The sequence below is a fragment of the Marivirga lumbricoides genome, from assembly GCF_014636295.1.
Classification (GTDB): Bacteria; Bacteroidota; Bacteroidia; order Cytophagales; family Cyclobacteriaceae; genus Marivirga; species Marivirga lumbricoides.
This window is the reverse complement of sequence record NZ_BMEC01000013.1, coordinates 109,088-134,930: the sequence shown is the minus strand read 5'-3', so window position 1 is coordinate 134,930 and position 25,843 is coordinate 109,088. Positions and strand designations below refer to the sequence as shown.

Here is a 25,843-nt window from a genome sequence, read left to right as displayed (position 1 = left end):
CGTTTAAAACATTTTTTACTTACCATTAACAAACTATGCAAACCGAACTATTTGAGATAGATAAAATTTTAGTTGCCAACAGAGGAGAAATAGCCATCCGTATTTTGCGTGCTGCTTCTGAGTTAAGAATTAGAACTGTGGCGGTTTATACTTTTGAAGACAGGTATTCTCTCCACCGTTATAAGGCTGATGAGGCTTATCAAATAGGAAAGGATGATGACCCACTGAAGCCTTATCTGGACATAGAAGAAATTATCAGTCTAGCTAAACATAAAGGGGTAGATGCCATTCATCCCGGTTATGGGTTTTTGTCTGAAAATGTGAATTTGGCGAAAAGGTGTAAAGAAGAAGGAATCATTTTTATTGGTCCTGAACCTGAAGTGATGCAATCTTTAGGAGATAAGGTAAGGGCTAAAAATATTGCTATTAAGGCCAATGTACCCATTATACAGGATAGCCAAACAGACTTAGTTGATACTGAAGCAGCACTTTCAGAAGCCAACAGAATCGGCTATCCGATTATGGTAAAAGCTGCTGCAGGTGGTGGTGGAAGAGGCATGCGGGTGGTAAGGAATGATGAGGACCTGAAGAAGTCATTCTCGGAAGCGAAAAATGAAGCGGGGAATGCTTTTGGCGATGATACCATCTTTCTGGAAAAATATATAGAAGAGCCTAAGCATATTGAAGTGCAGATCATGGGCGATAATTACGGTAATATTGTCCACTTATATGAAAGGGATTGCTCTGTACAGCGTAGGTTTCAGAAGGTGGTGGAAATTGCTCCCTGCGTTACACTTTCACAGGAAACGAAAGACAAAATTTATGCTTATGCATTAGCCATAACCCGTGAGGTGAATTATAATAATGTAGGAACGGTAGAGTTTCTGGTGGACAAGCAGGAAAATGTTTTCTTTATTGAGGTAAATCCAAGAATTCAGGTAGAGCATACAATTACGGAGGAAATAACGGGCATTGATATTGTGCGTTCACAAATTTTAATAGCCAAAGGTCATCCATTACATGATCCACGCATTTTCATTAAAGATCAGGCTGATATTCAGTGTAATGGTTTTGCCATCCAATGCCGTATCACCACGGAAGATCCTGAAAAGGGCTTCAAGCCTGATTATGGGACAATTATCGCCTATAGAAATGCAGGAGGCTTCGGAATCCGAATTGATGAAGGCAGCTCTTACCCGGGAGTGACGATTTCTCCCTTCTTTGATTCTATGCTGGTAAAAATCTCAGCATCAGGGAGAACTTTAAAAGGAACAGCACAAAGATTGCACCGTGCTTTAAGGGAATTCAGAATTAGAGGGGTGAAGACTAATATTGGTTTCCTGGAGAATGTAATTTCACATCCTACCTTTTACAGTGGTGAGTGCACGGTTAAATTCATCGATGAAAACCCAGATCTTTTTGAGATCACCAAAAAATTTGATCGAGGTACCAAAACTTTACGATTCCTTGCGGATGTGACTGTAAATGGGCATCCGGATGCAAAATCCAAAGATGAAGCTAAAGTTTTCAGAGCGCCAAAAATACCTGATTACGACAAGTACGAGCCTTATCCGAAAGGCACCAAAAATAAATTAGTGGAATTAGGACCGGAAGGTTTTTCTCAGTGGCTGAAGGATGAGAAAGCTATCCAATATACTGATACTACTTTCAGAGACGCCCATCAGTCTTTATTAGCCACCCGTATGCGAACGATTGATATGTTAAAAGTGGCTGAAGGCTATGCGAAAAACAACCCTCAGATTTTTTCCATGGAAGTATGGGGTGGGGCCACTTTTGATGTTTGTATGCGCTTTTTACGAGAGGACCCATGGGACAGGCTGGCGAAATTCAGAAGGGCCATTCCTAATATTCTTTTGCAGATGCTTTTGAGAGGTTCCAATGCTGTGGGATACAAAGCATATCCAGATAATTTAATTGAAGAGTTCATTATAAAAGCGGCAGATACAGGAATTGATGTTTTCAGAATTTTTGACTCATTGAATTGGTTGGAGGCCATGAAAGTGAGCATTAAAACGGTGCGAGAGAAGACAAATTCCCTGGCAGAAGCTTCAATCTGTTATACAGGAGATATTCTTGATCCTAACCAAAAGAAGTACACGTTGGATTACTATGTGGATTTTGCTAAACAATTAGAAAGTGAAGGAGCGCACATCATTGCTATCAAGGATATGGCTGGTTTGCTAAAACCTTATGCAGCAAAAGAGCTGGTGGCAGCCCTAAAGGCCTCAGTTAAGTTACCTATTCATTTGCACACTCACGATACTTCATCCATTCAATCTGCCACTTATATGCAGGCCATAGAAGCTGGTGTTGATGTGGTAGATGTTGCTTTAGGGAGCATGTCGGGTTTAACTTCTCAGCCTAATTTTAACTCTGTGGCTTCTTACATGAAAGGACAAGAGCGTGAACTACAGCTGGATATTGATTCTTTAAACAGCTACAGCAACTACTGGGAAGATGTAAGGGAATTTTATTATCCGTTTGAGTCTGGCTTAAAAGCTGGTACCGCAGAGGTTTATGATCATGAAATCCCCGGAGGACAATACTCCAACCTGAGACCACAAGCCAATGCTTTAGGTTTGGGGCATAAGTTTGAAGAAGTCAAAAAGAATTATGCGCTTGTGAATAAGCTTTTTGGTGATTTGGTGAAAGTTACACCATCATCCAAAGTAGTAGGAGACATGGCACTTTATATGACTTCCAATAATTTGACACCGGAAGACATTCTTACTAAAGGGAAATCTCTCTCCTTTCCTGAATCTGTAGTAAGCTTGTTCAGAGGAGAATTAGGCCAACCAGTAGGAGGTTTCCCTAAAGCGCTGAGTGAAATTATATTAAAGGGAGAAAAACCATTTACTAATAAGCCCAATGCGCATCTTGAGCCTATTGATTTTGAGAAAGAGTTTCAGGATTTTAAAAAGAAATTTGATAAGAATAGAACCGAATTAGACCTCTTGTCTTACTTGCTGTACCCAAAAGTGTATGAAGAGTATTACCAGCATATGCAGGAGTACGGTGATGTTTGGTACATTCCTACGCTGGCATTTTTCTACGGAATGAAAAACGGGCAAGAGCTCCTGGTAGAAATAGGCGAAGGAAAAACCATTATAATTCGCTTGCTATTTATTTCTGCACCAAATGATGAAGGAATGAGAACGGTTTCCTTTGAATTGAATGGACAAACAAGAAGGATCCAAATCAAAGATAACTCTGCTAAAGTTGATAAGGCAGTTCATCAAAAGGTAAGTGCTGAAAATGAAGTGGGGGCTCCTCTTCAAGGTAGAATTGCTGAAATTAAAGTAAAGCCAGGTGATGAAGTAACAGAAAACACACCACTTTTCGTAATTGAAGCCATGAAAATGGAATCAACTATTACTCCTCCAAGGGCAGGAACTATAAAAGCAGTGCACCTTAGTGCCGGAGAAATGGTGGCTCAGGATGATTTGGTGGTGAGTTTGGAATAGGAGTACCATCTTTATTAGTTAGTAATTTTTATAGTTGAAAAGGCTCAGAAGGATTATTTTAAAATAAAATAATTTTTTTGAGCCTTTTTTATGGCTTTTGGTGTGTAGTGAGGTAGAGAACTAAAAGACCTTAAAAATGAAAACAATAAAGAACCTCTTAAAGCCTTTTTTATTTATAATATTTCTATTTTCAGCTTTATACAGCTACAGTCAGCAATTGCTGGAAGGTACTGTTTTGGATGAAAAAGGAGAAGCAGTGCCTCTTTCTAAAGTGAAAATTTTTAGTGAGAATGAGGATTTACTTTACAGCGGGTTTACAGGTGAAAATGGAGAATTTGTTACAGACCTGGTCATAAAGGAGGGCTCCGTCACTGCTACCGACAGAGCTATTGAAAATGATTATTATCTTTCATGTGTCTACCCTAATCCTATCAATAATCCCCCTGTTTATTTTAAGTATCGATCTCAAAATCAAAGCATCCCTGCCATAAAATTTTATAACTTATCTGGAAAGGAAATAAGAGAAGGAACACTTATAGAAGCAGGAACTTATCTGTACAAAGCTAAATTTAACAAGTCAGGAACGCCTCAATTTGGTGGTTTACTTTCGGTTTCTCAAGCCATGAAACTTCAATATGAAGTTGTTGATATTGGAAGCAATTATTCTTCAGCATTTGATGAAAGCAAAGCTGCTAACCTGGAAGCCTCCGGCATGAGGTATGCCCAGTCAGATACAATCAGCGGAACTGTCAGGGTAGAGATAGAAAAAAGTCAGTTTATTACTTTAAGTGAATTAATAAATACAGACGTAGAGGCTAATATTTCAAAAATATATGAACTTAGTTTAGCTCCTAAACCTACAGCAAGCTTTGAAATTATTATGCCAGATGAAGAGCAGGAAGGTGAGATTGTAAAGTTTGATGCTTCAGCCTCATCAGGAGCTAATAATGAAGAGTTAATCTTTAGCTGGAGTTTTGGTGATAGTACCAGAGGAGGGCAAATGCAAATTCCTCATATTTATAGCAAAGCAGGAACATATTCGGTTTCACTAACGGTAACCGGAGCCTATGGAGCACGGGAAACACTTTCAAAAGAATTAATCATAAAACCTGAGGAGAGTAACACAGGCACGGTGGCCATAAGAGGAATTATTACCGATACAAAAGGAGAACCTCTTCAGGATGTAAGAGTATTTGTTCCTCATATGGATTCGTCCTTTGTAACCAACGAAATCGGAGAAGTTGCTTTTGATGGTTTCATATCCGGTAAGTCCCAGATGTTGGAAATTTCAAAAACAGGTTTTATAAGTGAGTACTATAATTTGCAAATTCTAAATACTGCAAGGCAAGGATATTTTGAACTCAGTTTAATTGAAAGAGCACCTGAAATTATCGTTCAATCAGTTGAGTATGGCGCAACTGCAACTGGTTCAGAGGGAGTTCAGGTAAAGTTACCAGTAGAAGGCCTGGTTCATTCTGATGGGTCAATTGTAACAGGTGATGTTGAAATATACATGACAGCACTGGATGTTTCTGATGATGGAGTTTTAGAAGCGTTTCCGGGAACATTCTCAGGAATTACTTTTGAAGGTGAAGCCCCGCTGATTATGACATTCGGCACTGTAGAGTTTACTTTCATGCAAAATGGAGAAGAGTTACAGGTAGCTGCTGGTAAAACGGCTACCATTGATATACCCATTTATGTAGAGAATGATGTAGATGGAACGGCACTGACTGCCGGAGAGCAATTTCCTATGTGGTTTTATGATGAAAGCTCCGGTAACTGGGTGCAGGATGGAACAGGTACTGTTACTGTAAGTGGAGAATCTCCAACAGGATTCGTTCTACGAGGAGAGGTGAGTCATTTCAGTTGGTGGAATCATGATATTGCTCCTGAACCTTGGTATGCCATTCCGGAATGCAAAATTGAAGATAAAGAAGGTTTGCCTACTTTGGACATTCCTAATGGAGGAGCATGTTTCATAAATGGAAAGCTTGAAGGGCCTACGGGTCCTCGTGGAAATCCAAGTACACCTAACTGTTGCCAACCACTAGCTTGTCCTCCTGATGTTCCTATAATATTTGCAGGCTCGGGTGGAAATGGAATTTTTAAAGGGAGTGTAACCGCAAGTGGAGCCGCTGGTACTACCACTACCGTAATAATTACAATGAACCGTGTTGCTGGCTATGGGGAACCAGCGGGGGAGATAGCTCCGGACACGACTTTTACAACGGCCATTGAAGAAGCTAATTCAATTGATGCTTTTACAGTAAATCAGGAAGTAGGAGAAAAAATGTTGCTTTCAGTAGGGCAAGCCAACGGATCCACCCTGGAAGGAACTGTAGAAATTCGTGATCCTGATAATTTGCCAATCGAAAAGAGAACCTTTGGCTCAGGGCTAAGTGCTGTGTTAATTTTAGAGGTTGAAAAAACAGGGGACTACCAAATTATTGTAGACGGAACAGCAAATGAACCGGGTGCTTATGTAGTTTCGTTATCTAAAACTCAAATAATAGAATTAAACTCTAATGCCAAAAGTAATTTGGCAGTAGCAAGAGGGGTTCAACAAATGGCGGTAAATTTAGATAGCGGCCAACTGTTTAATTTAGCACTTGCTACCACTGATATTTCAGGTAGATTATACCTCAATCTATTTGATCCTTCCTCTAAACGTATTTACAGGCAAAGGGGAGAACGCTATATTAGTTCAGGGGTTATTGTAGCTGAGCATTCAGGGGTTTACCTGATTCAGGTTGAGGGAGTAGATTCCGATTCTAATGGAGAATTTACCATTGGGCTTTCCGGCATAGAAGAACCACAACTATTAACACCTGAAGTGCCTTACACTTTAACAGAGGGTACTCTCAATATTATAGGCGAGAAGCAGTATTATAAATTTACGGGTAATCAACTGGAGAGGAAAAACTTTGCCATTCATTCTATTGATGGCTTAACTGGAAGATTAAGAATTCGAAGACCAGGGGAACAACCATTTTATAAACGTAATGCCATATCTGAAACATACCGTGGCGAATGGGCCGACTTAAGTTACACGCTAACGCTTCCTGAAACTGGCGAATATATAATTGAAATAGAAACCTATGTTTTGTTAACTAACGAATTGGAGTCCCTTACAGGAAATTACGAAGCATTCATTTTTACACCGGTAAAACAATCAATAGATATCAACTCACAAATTAAGGACGAGCTGACAACATTTTTTGATGCAGTAAATGAATTCAGGCACTATACATTTACGGGTAGTCAGGGACAGGTGATTAATGTGGCTCGAATCACTGAATTTTCTGGAAGGAATACAATAACAGTTTTTGATAGTGAAATGACCGGACTTAAAAGCACCAGGGATAACCCAGAGCTAGGCTATGTAGAACTTCCGGCTGATGGGCCATACGTCATTGAAATAAATGGTGTAGACAGAGAAAGGTCCCAGGGTGAATTTACACTAGGTCTTACTACAATTGATGCTCCTCAGCCAATTAGTTTTACTCCACCTTTTTCTACTTTAGAGGGAAGTATCGATGTGCTGGGGCGTCATAAGTATTATTCCATTAATGTAGATAGTCTTGAAAGATACAATGTGGGCTTATCAAATTCTGATACTTTAAGAAGCGCTCTAAAATTATTAAGGTATGATGAATCGAGAGAGTTCTATAAGAGGACATCATTCAAAAATGTTTCATTAGGCGATGGAGGAGCAAGATCAATAACCTACCCTTATGCTATGCCATTTTCAGGTGAACTTATTTTTGAGGTAGAAGCTTCTTTGGCACATGAAAGCACTTCTTTAGGAGCTTACGAGCTTTATCTTGCAAAGAGAGAGGAAATCCCTATTGATTTAAACACCATCGTTACAGGTACCCTTTCCCGTGATTTAGATGCCTTTAACCAGATTCATCCATACCTTATAACGAGTCCTGCCAGTAACCAAATCAGTGTAAGTTTTACATATGACGTTCCTGAAACCTTTCCTCCCAGAATATATATAGCAGTTTATTCTTTAGAAGGAGAGGAGCTTTACAGGAAAAGAACCTTTAACAGCGATGTAATCACACTACCTTCTTCAGGTAATTACATAATGGAAATTGAATCTGTAGATGGCCCTAACAATAAGAGCTTCAGTTTTATTGTAAACGAGGAATAACTTCAAAAACTTTAAATAACCATAAACCATAAATAAAAATATATGAAAACGCTTAAATTATCTTTTTTTATTCTTTTATCTGTTATGCTCACAAGCTGCTTAGAAGATGATTCGGATCAGGGGCCTTTGGTTCAGAAGCCAACGGTAACTTATGATGACACTACCATTACTATTTCATTTTTCACAGAGGGCAATTCAGGTGCACCGAATTTTGATTGGAATGGGGACCAGGGATCATTTTCATTGGCTAACGCTATTGAGGGGTTAGATATTAATACTACTACAGGAGTTTTAAGTTGGGCAAAAACACTTATGCCAGGAACTTATGATGTTCAGGTACTGGCTACTAATTCAGCTGGCCAGACAGTTATAAATATGACACTTAACAATCAATTTCAAGGAGTTTTCACAGGAACGTATGATAATTCAGGCTTTTTTGAATTCCAGTTTAATGAAGAGGGCTCCCTGGTTGTAAGAGCCAATAGTGAATCCAGTCCTGATGTGGCCAATGGTACCTGGACTTTAGATGATAATACTATTATTGCTAATTATGAGTATGAAGAAGCTTCAGATAAATATTCCACTAGAGGAACACTTACAATAACAGGTTCAAGTGCAACTTATTCAGGTAATTGGTATAATTCATTTGATGCCGAACCAGCGAATCAGCAAGGAGAATTTGAAATGGAAATGAAGTAGTATTAAAAATTTCAAGAATATACAGATGCAAAATTAAAAAGCAGCCTTACTAAGTGAAGCGCTTTTAAAGCAGCTTACAAACAAGGGTGAACTTATAACTTTGTTTGATTACCCTGGGAAAATCAATGGACAATACTATCAGAAATTAGGTAAGAATAACAGCTTACTTAGTTTTAATTGGAGATAGGGTCAGATGAAACGAGTCTTAATCCCTACCTCCAAAATTTGTAGTCACACTCTTTTGGCTAGTGTGATATTTTTTATACACTTACTGCAGCTCTCCTTTTTTGACAGTTAATTGATTTAATGCATCTTTTTCAGTGATTGAACCTGCCTTTAAAGCTTTCAGAGTTTTCCCGCTTACCTGTACCTCCAATGTTTTCGGGATTCCACAATCAGTACATTTTGTAATGGAAACTTTAAAGATCAACTGCTCATCGTTTGCCAGGCTTGAAACGGTTTGTCCATATTCCAGAATGTTTTCTTTTAAGCCTGCTTCAAATTTCGGATACATATCTTTTATTAATGCGTCACGATCAGCCTGGCTTAAGTTCTCTTTTTTCTGCGTAGGTACTTTCCATAAATCTTTTCCTGTACCTATTGACGACACCACGTCCATATAAAAGATTACACCTAAGCCATCAATTTGCTCATACGGCATCTTTGATTCCAGGTAATATGTTTCAGATAAGTCTGATTGATAAAGTCTGTTAAAGATACTTTGCATCAGTACAAGGTCTTTCGCAAGTGGCTTTATTTCATCACCCTTATTTATTTTGATGCGGCTTTCAGCTTCTTCACGAGATATTTTGCCGTTTTGAAATGCTCTGATATCTTTCATGGTAATTTCTGCTGAAAGCTTGCCTCTTTTCAAGTCTTCCATGCCATTTGTACCATAATAAAACCTTGCTCTGTCTGCTTTTTCCATTACCAGAATTTTTTCATCATCTTTCAGTTGGCTGATTAGATGGCCGTATTCAAGCAGGAAGCTTTTAATATTTTCAATTTTGGACTCATTATTTACTTCATTCAGACTATCCATCCTTAAAACCTGGAAATTAGCACGTCCCACTATGGTTTGTGCTCTTGCCTCCAGCTCTTTCTGGCGCGCCTGTATTTCTGCTCTTCTCACTTCCATTTCAGCAGCTCTTTCAGCACGTTCAACGGCTCTTTCCGCACGTTCAACGACTCTTTCAGCTCTTTCAGCTTCACTCATAGCTTTTTTTGAAGCGTTTTCCTCTCTTTTATCATCATCCCCATCTATAAATAGCTCAAGGTTTTCAACTGCCTCCAAACTGCGTATCACTACCCCGGAAATATCAGGCATAGAAGGAAGCTCAGGAGAAAAATTGTAAACATAAGAGCTATTGGCAGGTAGAGGGATAATTACCCCAAAGCCTTCAACATAACGGGCTTCATTATTGCTTTTACCACTATTCCAATGATTGGTCTGGTTGTTATTGACTAAGCTTTTCAAAACTGTTTGGGCAACTTTCAGGTCTTTCTCCATTTTTTCAGAGTTAACCTCTTGCGCCTTAGTGCTATAGCTAGCTACTAAGAAACATATAATAACGATATATTTTTTCATTTTTGTTTTATTTAAAAATTTAAAATTTGGCTTTTGCATATAGCATCTCATCCTGATGCGGTTTACCAGATAATTGTTGCGAGCTCTCAAAATTACCTGGCAGGCATTTTTAATAAGCTGTTTCCTGAGTATTGTTATTCGCTAAAGAATTTATTATTTGTCCTGTCTCAAGCTTAAAAAGATCTTTGTCGGATTCCATAAGCTCCATTTTGGCTATCAGATAATCCATGTCATTTTCCCTTTGTTGCTCCATGTAAGCTGCAAAATCCGAAAGCAAAGTTTTAAGATAAACTTCCTGTTGTTGTGTGCTTTCTTTCCAGTAAGCCTGCATCATAGCCGCATTACTGGTTTCAAGTGCTGTTAAATAATCTGTAATAATTTTTCTATTATCATTTTTACTGGCTGCTAAGTAGCTTTGAAAATCTTCTTTCCGCTGCTTCTGTAGCTTTTCTTCATAGCCTGCCAGGGCAGAGGAGATAAGAGAATCTACTTCTGATGCCGCTAACGTTTTATCATTTGATATCTCTTTACCAAAAGCTATTTTGAAAGCCCCACCCGAATTGCTGATTTGTAGTTCACTGAATTTTGCGGCTACTATTAATAGCAATATGGAAGCGGCAATAGCCATAAACCACTTCAATCCACCTGGTTGGGTTTTGTTACTTTCATTTTTGTGCACCTGAAAAAATGGTGGGGCACTAATTGTTTCATCTTCCCAACGTCCGGCAATATTTCTTGTACCCTGCAGGTTTTGTAATTCCTCTCTTAGCGTAGCATTTTTTGCTAACTCCAACTCAAAAGCAATTTTTTCCTGCTCATCCATCTCATCGTAGAGATAATCCATCAGTTTTTCTTTCCAATCTTCAGTCTTCATATTCTACAGTACTTTTATTAATATTTTCTTTGTCTAATAATTTTTTCATGTGAGAAAATGCATAGTAAAGTCTCGACTTCACCGTGTTTTCCGATATTTTCAAAATTTCGGCTATTTCTCTAAATTTTAAGCCTTCATACTCTTTCATTATAAGTACTTCTCTCTGATCAGTACTTAGCTTTTGAATGCATTTTTTTACTATAGCACCCAACTCATTCTGCAAATAAGTTTTTTCGGGATTAGAAAAGTGTGGGCTTGAAATTTCCCAGTTCGGGCTGCCATCCTCTTCTTTCTTAGGCAGTAACTGATCGAAACTAAGCCAACGTTGGCGTTTGCCTCTTCTACTTTCTTGCCTGCACATGTTGGAGGCAATTGTGTAAAGCCATGGCTTAAACTTTTCGCGGTCCTTTAGCTTAAGTATATTGGCATGCATGGCAATAAATGTTTGCTGAGCAGCCTCTTTGGCTAAATCACCATCCCCAAAGTATTTATAAGCATAATTATAGATTCTTGGATACCATTGCTGTACCAGCTTACCTTGTGCATGGCCATCCCCACTTTGGGCCATTTCTACTAAATTTGATGATATTTCCTGTTGCACAGCGTACATTTTCTCTAATTCAATATATCACTTATTTGAATTGAGGATGCAGCCAGCTTTAAAAAAGTTTTAAACCGGATGGGAATTTATTCAGAGAGGAGAGTATTTTTACTGTAAACCAGGCACTATTAAATATAAACGCCTGATTTACAGTGAGAGTAATGAAGAAAATAAATTATTACGCAAAAGCTGTTTCTTTTACCTTAGCTTTATCATAAGAACCTGTGCCTAGTTGGTTTAGCAGGGAAAAATGACTGACAATGGCACTCCCAAAAGAGCGTTGATGGTGATAAGGGATATCATATTTCAGGGCAGTTTCCTTTACTATTGGAGCAATTTTATGATAATGAATATGACAAATGTTCGGGAACAAGTGATGTTCAATTTGATAATTCAAGCCTCCAATCAGCCAGGAAAACCACGGTGATGAATTGGCGAAGTTTGAAGTAGTCCTTAATTGATGGATGGCCCAGTTATTTTCCAAACTTCCATTTTCATCTGTTTTATAAAAATCTGTGGCTTCAATAACATGTGCGGGCTGAAAAACCAGTGCCAGCACCAGGCCACTGATAAACTGCATCAGCAAAAAGCATAATAAAACCTGCCACCAAATAATTCCGGAAATTAAAATAGGTAATATAAGCGTTAAACCGATATACCAGGCTTTATTGAATAGCATAAGTGAAATTCCCTTAGCGAAAGTGAGCCCCTGACATTTCAGTAAATTTCTTTTATTATATCTTATTAACTGATCTATATCCTTGGCTACCAGCCAATAAAATGTCATAAAACCATAAAGAAAAGGCGCATAGTAGGCTTGAAACCTAAAGGCACTTTTTCTTTTTTGATGAGGGGAAAACCTGATAACTCCTTTTTTGTCAATATCTTCATCATGCTCATCAACATTTGTAAAGGAATGGTGCAATACGTTGTGCTGAATCTTCCAGTTGATATGGTAAGCCCCAAGAAAGTTAGCAGTAAAACCTAATACCTTATTGACCCACTGTTCTTTAGAATACACTCCGTGGTTGGCATCATGCATTACGCAAAGTCCTATTCCAGCCATTCCAAATCCCATAATGATGAAATTGATTAAAGCGGCTGAAAGAGTTGTTACAGCACCACTGATTAAGAAAATTAAAGGCACAAAATACAACAATAACATGAAGGTAGTTTTAAGCCTCATGCTGTTGTTGGCATATTTTGAAATTTTGTTGGTTTTGAAATGTTGGTTGACTTTTTTTCGAAGTTCTGAAATGAATTCCAGGTTGTCTGTAGTGTTAAATTTAACTGATGTATGCTGCATAAAAATATGTTAGGCTTCAAGGTACGGCTTTAAACTGGTGATAACATTACTGTTTACGGTTTTTAAGTCATGTGTAAGTATAAAGGCATTTTAATAATAAAATGATAAGTATGTTAGTCAGCTCGTAGAATGTAAGGCATCATTAAATGAGTACCTATCGATTTAATGATCTCTTTACATTTTGGAAATAACTTATTGATGTATAATAGCCGAAAATTTTCATACCTTAGTAATGATTTCACTAAACCTTTAAACCTGATAAGAATGAAAAATTTTTACCGTATAAGTGCACCATTGCTCATTTTCCTGTTGAGCTTATTAAGTTTCAATGCAACATCGCAAGTTCAAAATGGAGACTTTGAAAATTGGGCTGGTGGCGAACCAGGCAGTTGGACCACAATTGATGCAGGCATTGCGGTAACCCAAAATACTTCTATTGTTAAAGAGGGTAATAGTTCAGCGAAAATAACAGTAAATACATCAACTCAAAGCAATACAGACTTTTTACAGTCAATTAGCGTAAACCCGGGGCAAAGCTACAATTTCTCCACTTGGGTATATCATACAGAAGGTGGTGTGAGAGCAAGGTTGTATGTTGATGGCTACCAGGGTTACTCCAATCCAAATCGAACTAACCAGTGGCAACAGATTAATTTCAACTATACGCCAACTTCTTCAAGTATTGTTGTGGGGCTTCGCTTTTACGATGTTTCAGGCTTTGATGGCTCTGAGGTAGTGTATGTTGATGATTTTAGTCCTTCAACCGCAGGGGGAGGTAATGGGGGAGACACTGGAAATTGCACAGATGTAGCACTCTCACTTACTACTGATAATTATGCTTCAGAAACCAGCTGGGCCATAAAAGATGCTGCAGGAGTTACATTATATTCAGAAAGCAACTTGTCTAATAACACCACCTACACGGAGACATTCTGCCTTGAGAACGGAAATTATAGCTTTACAATTTCTGACAGCTATGGTGACGGAATCTGCTGTTCATTTGGAAATGGCTCATTCGCACTCAACAGCGGGGGCACCAATTTAGGTGGAGGCGGTTCTTTTGGTTCTTCTGAAACTGTTAACTTCACCATTGGCGCCTCAGATCCCGGAAATGGTGGAAGTGGATATTACAGTAGTGCATCCGGGCTTACAGGCTACCCGTTAAAAACTGCTCTGTACAATATCATAAAAGGGCATGATTCTCAGGGATACAGTGCTCTATGGAGCTTTTATGCGGCTAATGAATTGGATATGTATTATGAGAATGATGGTTCAATTTTAGATATTTATTCTGAAAAGCCAGCAGGAACGGACGCTTATTCTTATGCTAAATCCTCGGATCAGTGTGGTAGTTACTCAGGTGAAGGCAATTGCTATAACAGAGAACATTCTTTTCCCAGGAGTTGGTTTGGTGGAGATGTGGAACCCATGAACTCTGATGTGCACCATATTTTTGCTACCGATGGCTTTGTAAATAGTAAGAGAAGTAGCTTTCCGTACGGGGAAGTAGGTTCAGCCAGCTATGTTTCATCCAATGGAAGTAAATTAGGAAATGCTGCCTCAGGACTTGGCTATAGCGGAACTGTTTTTGAACCAATTGATGAGTTTAAAGGAGACATTGCCCGGGCAGCGTTTTACATGGCTACCAGATACGAAAATGTTATTGCAGGATGGGAGAATAATAGTTCCTATAGCGATGCAGTTTTAGATGGCTCATCAGCAAAAGTATTTGAAGGTTGGGCGCTGGCTCTTCTAATTTCATGGCATAATAATGATCCCGTAAGTGCAAAGGAAATTGCCAGAAATGAGGCTGCATTTGTTCATCAGGGAAACAGAAATCCTTTTGTAGATCACCCGGAATACGTTGCTGCTATTTGGGGCAGTAATTCTTCAGCAAGAGCCTTACCGCAAATTAGTACAAGCTACCAGCAGCATGAACTTACAGTAAATCATGGATTGACAGGAACTATTAAGATTGCAATTTTTGATGCCTCTGGCCGCCAAATAATGGAGTACAACCGTCCTTCAAATCAATCTCCTACAGCAAATTTACCTGTCAAACTTAAAAAGCAGTCGCTTTATGTGGTAAAGGTTTATTCAGAGAAGAAGGTGATGACTAAAAAATTTGTTGTGATAGAATAAATTCACCTTCATTTTCAGAATATGAAAATAATGGGAAAAATGCTAAAAATTTGAAATTTTAGAGTGTTTAAAGATAGAATTATCAGATAGAACCTTATCTAAAAATATAATTTATTTTACTCAAATTCTTTCAGAATACTGCTTAGTCTTTTGAAGTATTTTAAAAATGAATCAGAAGCAGTATTTTTGCGAATGATGGATCAATTTAGGAGTATTGAGTATCTGAAAACAGGAAATCAAAGGCAAAAGCAGGCATATCTTACACTGCGGAAATATACAATAATGGAGAGTCTGCGAGAGTTTCAACCTACGCTTGTTGGCACCATTCCTTTAGAAATTGATTTGCCAGAGAGTGATTTGGATATAATTTGCTTTTGCAGAAACCAGAAAGTGTTTTTCAATAAAGTGATAAATCTGTATGGCAATGAACCTGCCTTTACAATTTATTCTAAAGAATTTCAGTATTTACCTTCTACCATTGCCACTTTTTCAACATCTGACTTTACCATTGAAATATTTGGTCAAAACAGGCCTATTCTTCAACAATCAGCTTATCTTCATCTGATTAATGAATTTCAAATTCTAAAGAATAAAGGAAAGGATTTTAAAAATGCTGTAAAGAAATTAAAGAAAGAAGGCTATAAAACAGAACCTGCTTTTGCAAAGCTTTTAGGTCTGGATGGTAACCCTTATCAGGCACTATTAACTCTCCCTTCTGAGTAAAACACCCATGACAAAAATAATTAATAGGAAAGCCTGATATCTAAACTTCATCGTATATTGCCACGTAATGCTCAAATATATTACATTAACTAGCAAAATTATTCAAAAGAGAGTATTATTATACTTTAAAATAAATACTAGCGTATGTTTTTTATCTATTTAATAATCAGCGCTTTATATTTTATTAATTTCAGAATTATGGAGGTTTGTCAGGGTTTTATAAGGTTTTCAGGAATTAAGATACTAGTGTATTTAATATTGTTTACTTTTTTTTTATCTCAGGGCCATGCCATAAATCCGTCTCATTCTACGCATTTTAATTCTTCATCAGCACATCAGAACATAGATGTTTTTGAGATTTTGCCGGGTACTACCACGGTTGAAGTCCAAAAAGGATTTTCAGGTACTGTCAATATTACGATTAATAGAGCAGCCGAATTTACCGATGCCGTGAGCCTCAGTATCCATCCGCTTCCCGGCTTGCCGGCAAACGTTTCTGCTAATTATGCGCCTGCTTCCGTACCAGGTACTGCAAATTCATCTGTTCTTACTCTTCAGGTTACTGAGTCTGCCAGTACTGGTTCCTATCCATTGAAAATTGCAGGTACTGCTAACTATGAAGGCATAACAAGGTATCGTCTTGCTGAAATTACCTTAATTATAAAAGAGGTGGAGGCTCCGGGTACGGTAGGTAGCTTTACATTTTTAGAAAATGATGAAGCCATATCCGGCTATAGCGCGATAAATAGTAACATCACAGTCGGTCAGGAGGATCTGCCTGAAATTATTAATTTTCGGGCAAGTATAAATGGAGCCGCAACTGCTGTAAAATGGAATTTTAAAGAACAGGGGAGTGGTTCTACTATTCAATCTTTTACCGATGAGTCTTCCCCCTACACGCTTTACCCTTCCGGTGGCTGGACAGTTACTCCCGGTGTTTTTGAGTTGGAGGCAGTACAAATAAACAATACGGTAGAAGGCACAGCAAAGAAAATTATAATTACTGTTGAGGAGGCGCCACCAGTATCATTTACATTAAAAGCAAATCCTTACTCACTTTCTGTTTTTCGGGGAGAGAGCACATTCAGTATTGTATCACTTACTCCGGTGAACAATTTTTCAGGTAGTGCTACCTTAAGCCTCAGTGGTTTGCCTGCCGGAGTTACTGCAGAAATGAGTCGGGAAACCATTAGCTCAAATACTACTGAAAGTACAGCTACTATCGACTTTTTTGTGGCGGATAATACCTCTTTAGGCTCTTACTCAATAGTGGTTACTGGAAATGGCCCGGCTGGATTAACTGCCAGTACTACTATTGATTTAACAATAACTCAAGATGGTTTTCCTGATTTTGAACTGAATGTGGCAAGGCAAAGTATATCTCTTATACAGGGTGAAAGTACACAAATAAATATTGTAGTGGAATCAATTGATGGATTTAGCGAGCCTGTTGCGCTGGAGGTTTCTACTTCCAGGTCTGATTTTACCATTAGTGTAGATCCACCACTTTTAGAAAATGGAGCTGGTCAGAGTTCGCTTAAAATCAGTTCCGAGCCAACAACTTCTCTTGGGAATTTTGAAATTCAGCTATTTGCAAGTTCAGGTGCTATTGAAAAAAGTGCTGTCATAAGTATTAAAATCGAACCTATCCCTATAGAAGTGAAGCCAAGAAACCAATTTTCTCCTAATGGAGATGGAATTGACGATGTTTGGAAAATTGAAAAAATAGAAGAGCTTCCGGATAATTCAGTGGAAGTGTTTGACAGGTTAGGGCAGGAAGTATATAGTGCTCAACCTTATAATAATGATTGGAACGGCACTTCTAAAAACGGAGAGCAATTAGCTCCCACTACCTACTTTTATGTTGTGAAGGATGCAGGAGGCAAAACTGTAAAGACAGGAAGTATAAATTTGTTAAGGTAGGAAAATGCATTATAAGCTTAAAATCTGTTACAACATACAGATTTGGAAAGTAAAAATTATAAATACTTTTATATTGCAAAGAAATTAAAGAGTTTTGACCCTGATTAATTAATATTTGAAAAGATGAATAGTATCGGACAGGTGATATGAAGAAGAATGAAATGAAAAGAGTATTTTTCACACTTTTACTTTGTGTTACTTTTGTTATGGCTAAAGCTCAGCTTTTTCCTGTTCCTTCTCAATATTTCACCTCGCCCTATACTATTAATCCGGCCTATGCTGGCCTGGAGGGCTATACCTATATTCAGCTAATCCACAAACAGCAGTGGTTGGGCATTGAAGGTGCTCCAGCTCTTTCAAATGTAGGAATGCAGTTTCCCGTGAGTCGGAAATTTAATGTAGGAGGTAATTTTTTTTATGACCAGAACGGTTTGATTAAGTCGATGTCAGGAATGCTTTCTGCTAATTATGTAATTCCTTTTAGCCCTGTTAAAAGACTCAGTATCGGCCTATCGGGAGGAGCTTTCAATACAGAATATGACCTTGGCAACTCAGCTAATCCTGATGATCCTGCAATTGCTAATTTTGATGGAGCCTATAATCCTATTCTCAGTTTTGGACTAGTTTACCATACTCCCAAATTTCATGTAGGAGTCTCCTTACCCAGCCTGCTTGGAAATTCAATTTTGAACCCTGAGATTGCCGAGAAACCTGAAGAAACATTTTACCAGCACCTTAATTTCACAGCGGGCCTAAAATTGGGCTCTGCTAATGGTTTGGCTTTTGAGCCTTCAGCTGTCTACAAAATGGAAGAGGGTGTGGAAGATTATATGGAGTTTAGTGGTATTCTCAATTTTTCAGAGGCGATTTATGTAGGGGGGGCTTTCAGGCCAGATTATGGGCCTACTATCTTGTTTGGATTTAATGCCGGACCTATCCGGTTTGGATATGCTTATGAAATGGCTGGAGAGCAAGTGGAACAATTGGGGCAAGGTAGCCACGAAGTGTTACTGGGATTCAGGATTGGCAAGAAAAAGTCGTATGCCGTAAAGGAACCACCTGAGCCTAAACCATTACCTAAGAAAGTAGAAAAGCCTGCGCCACCGAAAGAAAAAGTTGAGGAGCCTGAAGTAGTAAAAGAAATTCCTCCGGCAGATACAATAAAGGTTGAGAAGCCAAGCCCAAGGATTAAGTCCGATCCGGTACCTCAAAAGGCTGAACCTAAAGTTGAGCCACAACCTGAACCCGAGCCTAAAGATTATACTTACTATGTTATTATAGGAGCATTTAACGATCTGGAGAATGCGTTAGAGTATGTAAAAGAAATGGAAGACAGAGGGTTTAAAAATGTGAATCAAATTTACAATGCCAAGAGCAGGCTTACCTATGTTTATATCCTTAGGACAAAAGACATAGATGAAGCTCGATCTATGAGAATGGTAATGCGGCAAACAGAAGGCTTTGATGAAACATGGATTTACGAGAATGAAGAATAAGTATAACTCTTGCTCTCATTTGTAAGAGACTTTCGTTATTAGAGTTTACGTATCGGTACCATTCAAAAAAATCTTATTGCTTTAAAACATTTGTGCTACTAAATTGGATTGATAAAAAAGATAATCAATTCATGAAGCAACTCACCTCTAAAATTTTAATTCTTCTGGCAACCTGCTTAGCTATTGCCTGCAGTCCCTCACAGCAACAAAAGGCCGATTTAATAATAAAGGGAGGTACTATTTATACTGTTAATGAGCAAGAAGCTACTGTTGAAGCGGTGGCTGTTAGAGAAGGTAAAATTATTTTTGCTGGCTCAGAAAAGGGTGTAGTTGATTTCCAGGGAGAATCCACTCAACTTATTAATTTGGAGGGAAAGACGATGACTCCGGGTTTGATTGAAGGACATGGACATTTTATGGGTTTAGGCTACAATGAATTGAATGTCGACTTACTTGATACTAAAAGTTATCAGGAAATCATTGACAAAATAAAAATCGCTGTGGAAAAGGCAGAACCAGGCCAGTGGATAACAGGAAGAGGCTGGCATCAAAGTAAATGGACTGAGATGCCCGATGAAATGGTTAATGGCTTTCAAACTCACCATATGTTAAGCGAAATTTCTCCTGATAATCCTGTTTACTTACGTCACGCAAGTGGACATGCTGGGTTTGCGAATGCAAAAGCTATGCAAATAGCAGGTGTTATGCCTCTCTCAAAGGAAAGCTTAAATAATAATCAGGAAGTAGAAGGAGGGGAGATTTTCAGAGATGAAAACGGTAATCCTACTGGCATTTTTAATGAAAGAGCTATGTCTCTCATTACACAACATATTCCTGAAAGTACAGAAGAAAAGGATATACAGGCATTTGAACTGGCAGTGGAGGCCTGCCATCGGAATGGTATTACCAGTTTTCATGATGCTGGAATTGGCAGAGAAAATATTGCGCTGTATCAAAAAATGAAGGAAGAAGGAAAGCTTGGGATTAGAATGTACGCTATGCTTACCGGTTGGGACAGAGAATTACTGGAAGAGTGGTATACCAAAGGACCTGAAATCGATACTGCTCATTTGCTCACTATCCGTTCTGTTAAATTGAATTGTGATGGGGCCCTGGGTTCTCGTGGAGCCTGGCTGTTAGAAGAATATACCGATAGACCCGGCCATTTTGGCCATGAAACTCTTCCTATGGAATTTGTAAAAGAAACAGCAAAAAAAGGTTTGGAACATGGCTTTCAGGTGTGCGCTCACGCTATAGGTGACAGAGCTAATCGGGAGATTCTTGATAGGTATGAATTAGCTTTAAAAGAAAATGGTGAAATAGCAGAGGATCACCGTTTCAGAATTGAGCATGCTCAGCATTTACATCCGGAGGATATTCCAAGGTTTGCTGAACTTGGAGTAATTCCGGCAATGCAGGCAGTGCATATGTCATCTGACAGACCATGGGCAATTGACAGATTAGGCCAAAAGCGAATTGAAGAAGGAGCTTATATGTGGCAGGCATTATTACAGTCAGGTGTTCCTATTGTAAATGGAACAGACGTACCAGTAGAACCAATTAATCCTTTAGCAAGCTACTATGCCAGTGTAACACGTAAAACTTTAGAAGGGAAACCTGAAGGAGGTTATGAACCTGCACAAAAAATGACCAGAGAACAAGCACTTCGATCTTATACTTTAGATGCCGCTTATGGCGCTTTTGAAGAAGATATCAAGGGGTCAATTGAAGTAGGTAAACTGGCAGATTTCACCATCTTTGATAAAGATATTCTTACTATTCCTGAGGAAGAAATCTTGAAAACAAAAGTGGTTAAAACAATTTTTGGAGGTAAAGTAGTTTACGAGCTTTAGTATATTAATCAATTGACCTAAAAAATGAGAAGCTGATTATTTCAGCTTCTCATTTTTTTTATGTCGCTCCTTATCTCTCCCTGTTTTCTTTTCGAAATTTCTTTCAAGTGCTTCTGTAAGGTTAATACCTGTCTGATTGGCCAAACAAATTAGTACCCAAAGTACATCAGCCATTTCGTCTCCTAAGTCTTTGTTTTTATCACTTTCTTTAAAAGACTGCTCACCGTATTTGCGAGCTATCAATCGAGCTACTTCACCCACTTCTTCGGTAAGAATAGCCATGTTCGTAAGTTCATTAAAATAGCGCACACCAATGGTTTTAATCCATTCATCCACCTTTTGCTGTGCTTCATTTAAAGTAATTTCTTTTGATTGATCTGACATTCTATTTGTTTTCATACACTTTTTTCCCACCTACCCATGTTTCCATTACTTTAGTAGCTCTTATTTTCTCATAAGGTATTTCCATAATGTCCTGATCAAGAATAACAAAATCAGCTAACTTGTCTTTTTCAATACTACCTTTCTCATTCTCTTCAAATTGTCCGAAGGCAGCCCAGATAGTCATTCCTTTTAAGGCCTGCTCCCTGGTAAGCGCATTTTCCGGTTGAAAACCTCCTTCAGGATAGTTTTCCTCATCTTGTCGGGCAATAGCAGCATGAAAACCATACAAAGGATTGATGTCTTCAACAGGGAAATCTGAGCCTAAAATCAGCATTCCGTTTTGCTTTAGCAGATCCTGGTAAGCATAAGCAGTTTTTATTCTTTGCTCTCCTAACCTGTCTTCAGCCCAATACATATCAGAAGTAGCATGAGTGGGCTGTACCGAAGGCAGAATATTGTAAGAGCCAAACTTGTTTATATCAGCGCTGGTAACAACCTGAGCATGTTCTATTCTCCACCTTTTGTCATTTTTCCCTTTTAAGTATTTAGCATAAATATCTGTTATTACCCTATTGCTTGAATCCCCTATGCAATGGGTATTCATCTGAAAATTTTTAGCCATTATTATCTTGGCCAGGCTGTCGAAAGTGTTTACTTCGCTTAATAAAAAACCTTTAGTTTCGGGCATGTCAGAATAGGGGTGAAGTAAGCTCGCTCCTCTGGATCCCAGGGCACCATCACCATAAATTTTAAAGGAGCGTACATGCATAAAGTCTGTTTTGTAGTGACCCTTGCCAAAGTAATAGTTCATATTGGCTTCAGTAGGGCTAATCATAGCGTAGGTTCGCATTTTTAGCGAGCCATTCTTCTGCATGCCATCCATTAATTCTACCTGTTTGCGATCCAGCCCCGCATCTGCAAGAGAAGTAATTCCAACAGAAAAACAATTTTTCTGCCCCTGCTGTAGCAATTCCTGCTTTTTTTCCAGAGAGGCTTCAGGTATTTTTTCACTTAAGGCATCAATGGCATTGTCAATTAATACACCACTTGCTTCACCATTTTTCATTACAACTTCTCCTCCTGCAATTTTGGTATTAGCATTGATACCCGCTGTTTGTAAACCTTTTGAATTGGTTAATACAGCGTGTGCATCTACCCTGTGGAGCATAATTACTTTATTAGGAAAAAGGATGTCAAGGGTGTCTTTATCAGGAAACTCTTTATTCTCCCAATCATTCTGATCCCAACCTCTGCCAAAAAGCCAATTATCTTCAGGGTACTTTTCAGCATGCTTTTGAAGCCTTTGCACTACTTCATTGAATGATTGCGTGCCTGTTAAATCAACATCCTGCAATCCTAAACTGTAACGGTAGAAGTGGGCATGTCCATCTATAAATCCGGGGTACACAGCGGCTCCCGCTAAATCGATAGTGCTGTCTGATTTGAAATTATTCAAAATGTCCTTTTCAGAACCGACAGCAATAAACTTATTGTTTCTAATGGCAAAAGCTTCGGCTTTTTCAAAGCCCTCATTTACCTGGTACACCTGGCCATTAATGAAAATAAAATCTGCCTGCTCTTTTTCGCTACAGGAAAACAGAAGGGTAGCTATAAATACTAATAGAATATTATTTCTCATAAAAGCCTACTCATTATCAAATAAAGTTTCTGTAAAGCGCAGGTGTTTTACAGAGGCACCGGAATTTTTCAATTCAATTAAAGAATCTATTCCAATTTGAAGATGATAGTTTACAAAATTGCCTGTTACTTTTAAGTCACTTTCAGCAGTTTTTACCCCTTCAGGCGTCATTGGGTTATCTGAAACCAATAGCAAGGCTCCTCTTGGAATGCTGTTTACAAAGCCTACAGAAAAAATAGTAGCGGTTTCCATATCCACTGCCATTGCTCTTATTCTTTTCAGATATTCCTTAAACTCATCATCATGCTCCCAAACCCTTCTGTTGGTGGTGAAAACTGTACCAGTATAATAATCCAATCCATGTTTTTGGATCATAGAAGAAACTGCTCTTTGTAAACGGAATGAAGGAAGTGCAGGTACTTCAGGCGGAATATAATCGTTGCTGGTACCTTCACCTCTGATGCCGGCAAGTGGTAAAATCAAATCTCCAATTTTAGATTTTTTCTTGATGCCACCACATTTTCCTAAAAATAGTACTGCTTTTGGCATGATGGAAGATAAAAGATCCATCACAGTGGCAGCCACAGAGCTACCCATTCCAAAATTAATTATAGTAATTCCCTCTGCTGTAGCAGTTTGCATAGGTTTGTCTTTGCCTTTTATTTCTACTCCATATTGCTGGGCAAATAATTCCACGTAAGTAATGAAGTTAGTTAGCAAAATATAATCTCCAAATTCATCTAAACCTGTGCCTGTGTAGCGCGGTAGCCAGTTATCTACTATTTCCTTTTTTGTCTTCATTTATTAGTTTTTTAAGCTTTAATGATTCGATATTCAAATATTGATTGTTATTTTGTTCTTTCCCACAATTAGTAAACGGAATGCAAAAACTTAATCTTCCCGCTTTTGAGCCTAATCTCCGAAAAATGGACGGAAAGATACATATTTTTGATCCCATCAGGAAGAAATATCTGGTTTTAAGCCCGGAAGAATGGGTCCGTCAATACTTCCTAAACTTTCTGATACATCATAAAAATTACCCTGCTTCTTTAATAAGCATGGAATCTGGACTAAAATACAATGAAAGACAAAAAAGAACAGACCTTGTAGCCTATGGGCCTGACATGTTGCCATTGCTTTTAGTAGAGTGTAAAGCTCCTGAAGTAAAAATCACTCAAAAAACATTTTCTCAAATTGCCTCCTATTTTAGCCAGGTAAAAGCTAAATATATGGTGTTGACTAATGGAGTAGATCATTTTTGCTTTAGGCCTAAGGCAAAAGCTCTTTCATTTGAAGAGTCCATACCAGATTACCAGGAAGCTATTAATGGTTAAAAGGAAAAAGATTGTTAAGTAAGTAGAAAGCCTGTTCGCCTCCATTGAGTTCAATGCCATTAACAGACATTATTTGGTTAACTCCCGCAACATTGGTGGTGAATAAAGCAATATCCTTATTCAGCTTATTCACATTAAACTTCACTTCCTCGCAATTTAAATTGAATTTCTCCATTTCCTGCAATAAAAACCTTCTGCTTACACCATTTATACCACCACAGTCTAGTGAAGGCGTGCTAAACTTATTATCAGGAGCAGAATAAATAATAATATTGGCAGCGGATGCCTCTGCAATATTTCCTGAAGTATCCGTTAAAACCAATTCCTCTGCCTCTCTTTCTTTTTTTTCTATTCCGGCTAATACATAGGGTAGCGCTGATATAGTTTTGAGAGGACTTAGTGGTGAAGATTGTAATTGTACTGACTTTGAGGTATATACTTTATTAAATTGTTTAAATTGATGCTTTGGCTGAGGAATTGCTGAGATAAGAAAATCTGACTGAGTACTTTCCGGAGAGTATAAACCACCTTCTTGTCTGTAAACTAGTACTTTTAATCTTGCTCTTTTTTTAACTAACTCATTTTTAGCAATTAGTTCCAGCAGTAGTTCTTTTAAACCATCCCTGGTAAATGGTAGCTTCATTTTTAATGCCGCTGTGCTTTCTTTAAGTCTTTGCCAATGAAGAGGATATAATGAAAGACTTTCATTATGATAAATAATCGTCTCAAAAATTCCATCTCCATAATTTAATCCTCTATTATTAAACTTTATTGTGTTTGAGTTGTAGTTTAAAAATTTACCATTGTAGTTAATCATCATATAAACACTTTTAAAACTTCTTACTTCCTTTCATCAATTTCACTTTCCTCGGTCAAAATATTTGTCTAATATTGGATTTTAATTTGAATTATGGCAGAAAGAAGCAGTGTTTTTGATATGATAGGCCCTGTAATGATAGGTCCTTCCAGTTCGCACACAGCCGGAGTGGTGAGGATTGCACGTGCTGCTATTAAAGTTTTGGGTAGCATTCCTGATCAGGCAGTAATTACTTTTTATAACTCTTTTGCACGAACTTATGAAGGTCACGGAAGCGACAGGGCTATTATTGCCGGTTTACTCAATTACAAAACTGATGACAAGCGCATCAAGAATTCCTTCGACTATGCAGAAGAAAATGGATTGGAATTTACTTTTAAGTCCATTGGTAATGCTGCCACTTTTCATCCTAATACTATTAAACTTAATTTAACAAAAGGCGAAAAACAGGTAGAAGTAATTGGAGAAAGCAGGGGAGGTGGAGTAATTAACATTGCTAAAGTAAATGGATTTACAGCTAACTTTTCGGCTGCTTTGCATACATTAATTATTACTGCTAAAGATACTCAGGGAAGTATAGCTTTCATTTCCAACATATTAACAAACGATAAAATCAATATTGCTACAATGAGTGTATCCCGAAAAGGAAAAAATGATGTAGCATGTTTGGTGATAGAGATGGATTCCGGGTTAAAACCAATTTCATTAGAATATTTAAAGAGTTTGGAATGGGTAAAAGAGGTTATTTATATACCGGATATTGATATGTAATTGTAAATAAACAATTATTTATATAGCTTAAGAGCGAAATTGGAAA

At 38.1% G+C, this 25,843-nt stretch carries 18 protein-coding genes; 10 read left to right on the top strand and 8 right to left on the bottom strand.

The window, feature by feature from the left end; translation table 11 throughout:
• Positions 1–35 precede the first annotated feature (35 nt).
• The 3 genes from IEV85_RS19035 (at position 36) to IEV85_RS19025 (ending at position 8,346) form a co-directional block, all read left to right on the top strand.
• The gene (locus IEV85_RS19035; protein WP_188466469.1) at positions 36–3,485 is read left to right on the top strand and encodes a pyruvate carboxylase; all 3,450 of its coding nucleotides are present in this window, start codon (positions 36–38) and stop codon (positions 3,483–3,485) included.
• Between the two features lie 136 nt (positions 3,486–3,621).
• A complete protein-coding gene (locus tag IEV85_RS19030; RefSeq protein WP_188466467.1) occupies positions 3,622–7,647 on the top strand; it encodes a PKD domain-containing protein in 4,026 nt (1,341 codons plus the stop codon).
• Positions 7,648–7,689: 42 nt separating this feature from the next.
• Positions 7,690–8,346 carry a hypothetical protein gene (locus IEV85_RS19025; protein ID WP_188466465.1) on the top strand — a complete coding sequence of 219 codons (657 nt, stop codon included), beginning with the start codon at positions 7,690–7,692 and terminating at the stop codon, positions 8,344–8,346.
• Positions 8,347–8,614: 268 nt separating this feature from the next.
• On the opposite strand, the gene IEV85_RS19020 is transcribed toward IEV85_RS19025, so the two are convergent.
• The 4 genes from IEV85_RS19020 to IEV85_RS19005 form a co-directional block, all read right to left on the bottom strand.
• Positions 8,615–9,934: a hypothetical protein gene (locus IEV85_RS19020; protein WP_188466463.1), complete on the bottom strand. Its 1,320-nt coding sequence runs from the start codon at positions 9,932–9,934 to the stop codon at positions 8,615–8,617.
• A 109-nt stretch (positions 9,935–10,043) separates the two neighbouring features.
• Positions 10,044–10,808 (bottom strand): anti-sigma factor family protein, encoded by a 765-nt coding sequence (locus tag IEV85_RS19015; protein WP_188466461.1) that lies wholly within the window; start codon positions 10,806–10,808, stop codon positions 10,044–10,046.
• Positions 10,798–11,418 carry an RNA polymerase sigma factor gene (locus IEV85_RS19010; protein WP_188466459.1) on the bottom strand — a complete coding sequence of 207 codons (621 nt, stop codon included), beginning with the start codon at positions 11,416–11,418 and terminating at the stop codon, positions 10,798–10,800. Before IEV85_RS19010 ends, IEV85_RS19015 begins: the two co-directional genes overlap by 11 nt.
• 169 nt (positions 11,419–11,587) lie before the next feature.
• Positions 11,588–12,715, bottom strand: a complete 1,128-nt coding sequence (locus tag IEV85_RS19005) for a fatty acid desaturase family protein (RefSeq protein WP_188466457.1) — start codon at positions 12,713–12,715, stop codon at positions 11,588–11,590.
• A gap of 264 nt (positions 12,716–12,979) precedes the next feature.
• Here IEV85_RS19005 and IEV85_RS19000 point away from each other — a divergent pair, with 264 nt between their 5' ends.
• The 5 genes from IEV85_RS19000 to IEV85_RS18980 all read left to right on the top strand — a co-directional run bounded on the left by IEV85_RS19000 (position 12,980) and on the right by IEV85_RS18980 (position 20,852).
• Entirely contained in the window at positions 12,980–14,857 is a 1,878-nt protein-coding gene (locus IEV85_RS19000; protein ID WP_188466455.1) for an endonuclease, read from the top strand.
• A gap of 150 nt (positions 14,858–15,007) precedes the next feature.
• Positions 15,008–15,580 (top strand): DUF4269 domain-containing protein, encoded by a 573-nt coding sequence (locus tag IEV85_RS18995; protein WP_188466453.1) that lies wholly within the window; start codon positions 15,008–15,010, stop codon positions 15,578–15,580.
• A 258-nt stretch (positions 15,581–15,838) separates the two neighbouring features.
• Entirely contained in the window at positions 15,839–17,503 is a 1,665-nt protein-coding gene (locus tag IEV85_RS18990; RefSeq protein ID WP_188466451.1) for a T9SS type B sorting domain-containing protein, read from the top strand.
• 161 nt (positions 17,504–17,664) lie between these two features.
• Positions 17,665–18,999 (top strand): PorP/SprF family type IX secretion system membrane protein, encoded by a 1,335-nt coding sequence (locus IEV85_RS18985; RefSeq protein WP_188466449.1) that lies wholly within the window; start codon positions 17,665–17,667, stop codon positions 18,997–18,999.
• 131 nt (positions 19,000–19,130) lie between these two features.
• Positions 19,131–20,852 (top strand): amidohydrolase, encoded by a 1,722-nt coding sequence (locus tag IEV85_RS18980; RefSeq protein ID WP_188466447.1) that lies wholly within the window; start codon positions 19,131–19,133, stop codon positions 20,850–20,852.
• A gap of 36 nt (positions 20,853–20,888) precedes the next feature.
• On the opposite strand, the gene IEV85_RS18975 is transcribed toward IEV85_RS18980, so the two are convergent.
• Genes IEV85_RS18975 through IEV85_RS18965 form a run of 3 tightly spaced genes read right to left on the bottom strand, consistent with a single transcriptional unit; the run spans position 20,889 to position 23,676 of the window.
• Positions 20,889–21,251, bottom strand: a complete 363-nt coding sequence (locus IEV85_RS18975) for a nucleotide pyrophosphohydrolase (RefSeq protein ID WP_229712655.1) — start codon at positions 21,249–21,251, stop codon at positions 20,889–20,891.
• On the bottom strand, positions 21,238–22,875 hold the full coding sequence (locus IEV85_RS18970; RefSeq protein ID WP_188466443.1) for an amidohydrolase: 1,638 nt from the start codon (positions 22,873–22,875) through the stop codon (positions 21,238–21,240). The genes IEV85_RS18975 and IEV85_RS18970 overlap by 14 nt, the downstream gene beginning before the upstream one ends.
• A 6-nt stretch (positions 22,876–22,881) precedes the next feature.
• Positions 22,882–23,676, bottom strand: coding sequence for an AMP nucleosidase (locus IEV85_RS18965; RefSeq protein ID WP_188466441.1), 795 nt, complete (start codon positions 23,674–23,676; stop codon positions 22,882–22,884).
• A gap of 80 nt (positions 23,677–23,756) precedes the next feature.
• Between IEV85_RS18965 and IEV85_RS18960 the strand changes: the two genes are divergently transcribed.
• Positions 23,757–24,209, top strand: coding sequence for a type I restriction enzyme HsdR N-terminal domain-containing protein (locus IEV85_RS18960; RefSeq protein ID WP_188466439.1), 453 nt, complete (start codon positions 23,757–23,759; stop codon positions 24,207–24,209).
• Here IEV85_RS18960 and IEV85_RS18955 read toward each other — a convergent pair.
• A complete protein-coding gene (locus IEV85_RS18955) occupies positions 24,199–25,029 on the bottom strand; it encodes an aminotransferase class IV (protein ID WP_188466437.1) in 831 nt (276 codons plus the stop codon). The genes IEV85_RS18960 and IEV85_RS18955 overlap by 11 nt on opposite strands.
• Before the next feature lie 90 nt (positions 25,030–25,119).
• Here IEV85_RS18955 and sdaAB point away from each other — a divergent pair, with 90 nt between their 5' ends.
• Positions 25,120–25,797, top strand: coding sequence for an L-serine ammonia-lyase, iron-sulfur-dependent subunit beta (gene sdaAB, locus IEV85_RS18950; RefSeq protein ID WP_188466435.1), 678 nt, complete (start codon positions 25,120–25,122; stop codon positions 25,795–25,797).
• Positions 25,798–25,843: the final 46 nt, after the last annotated feature.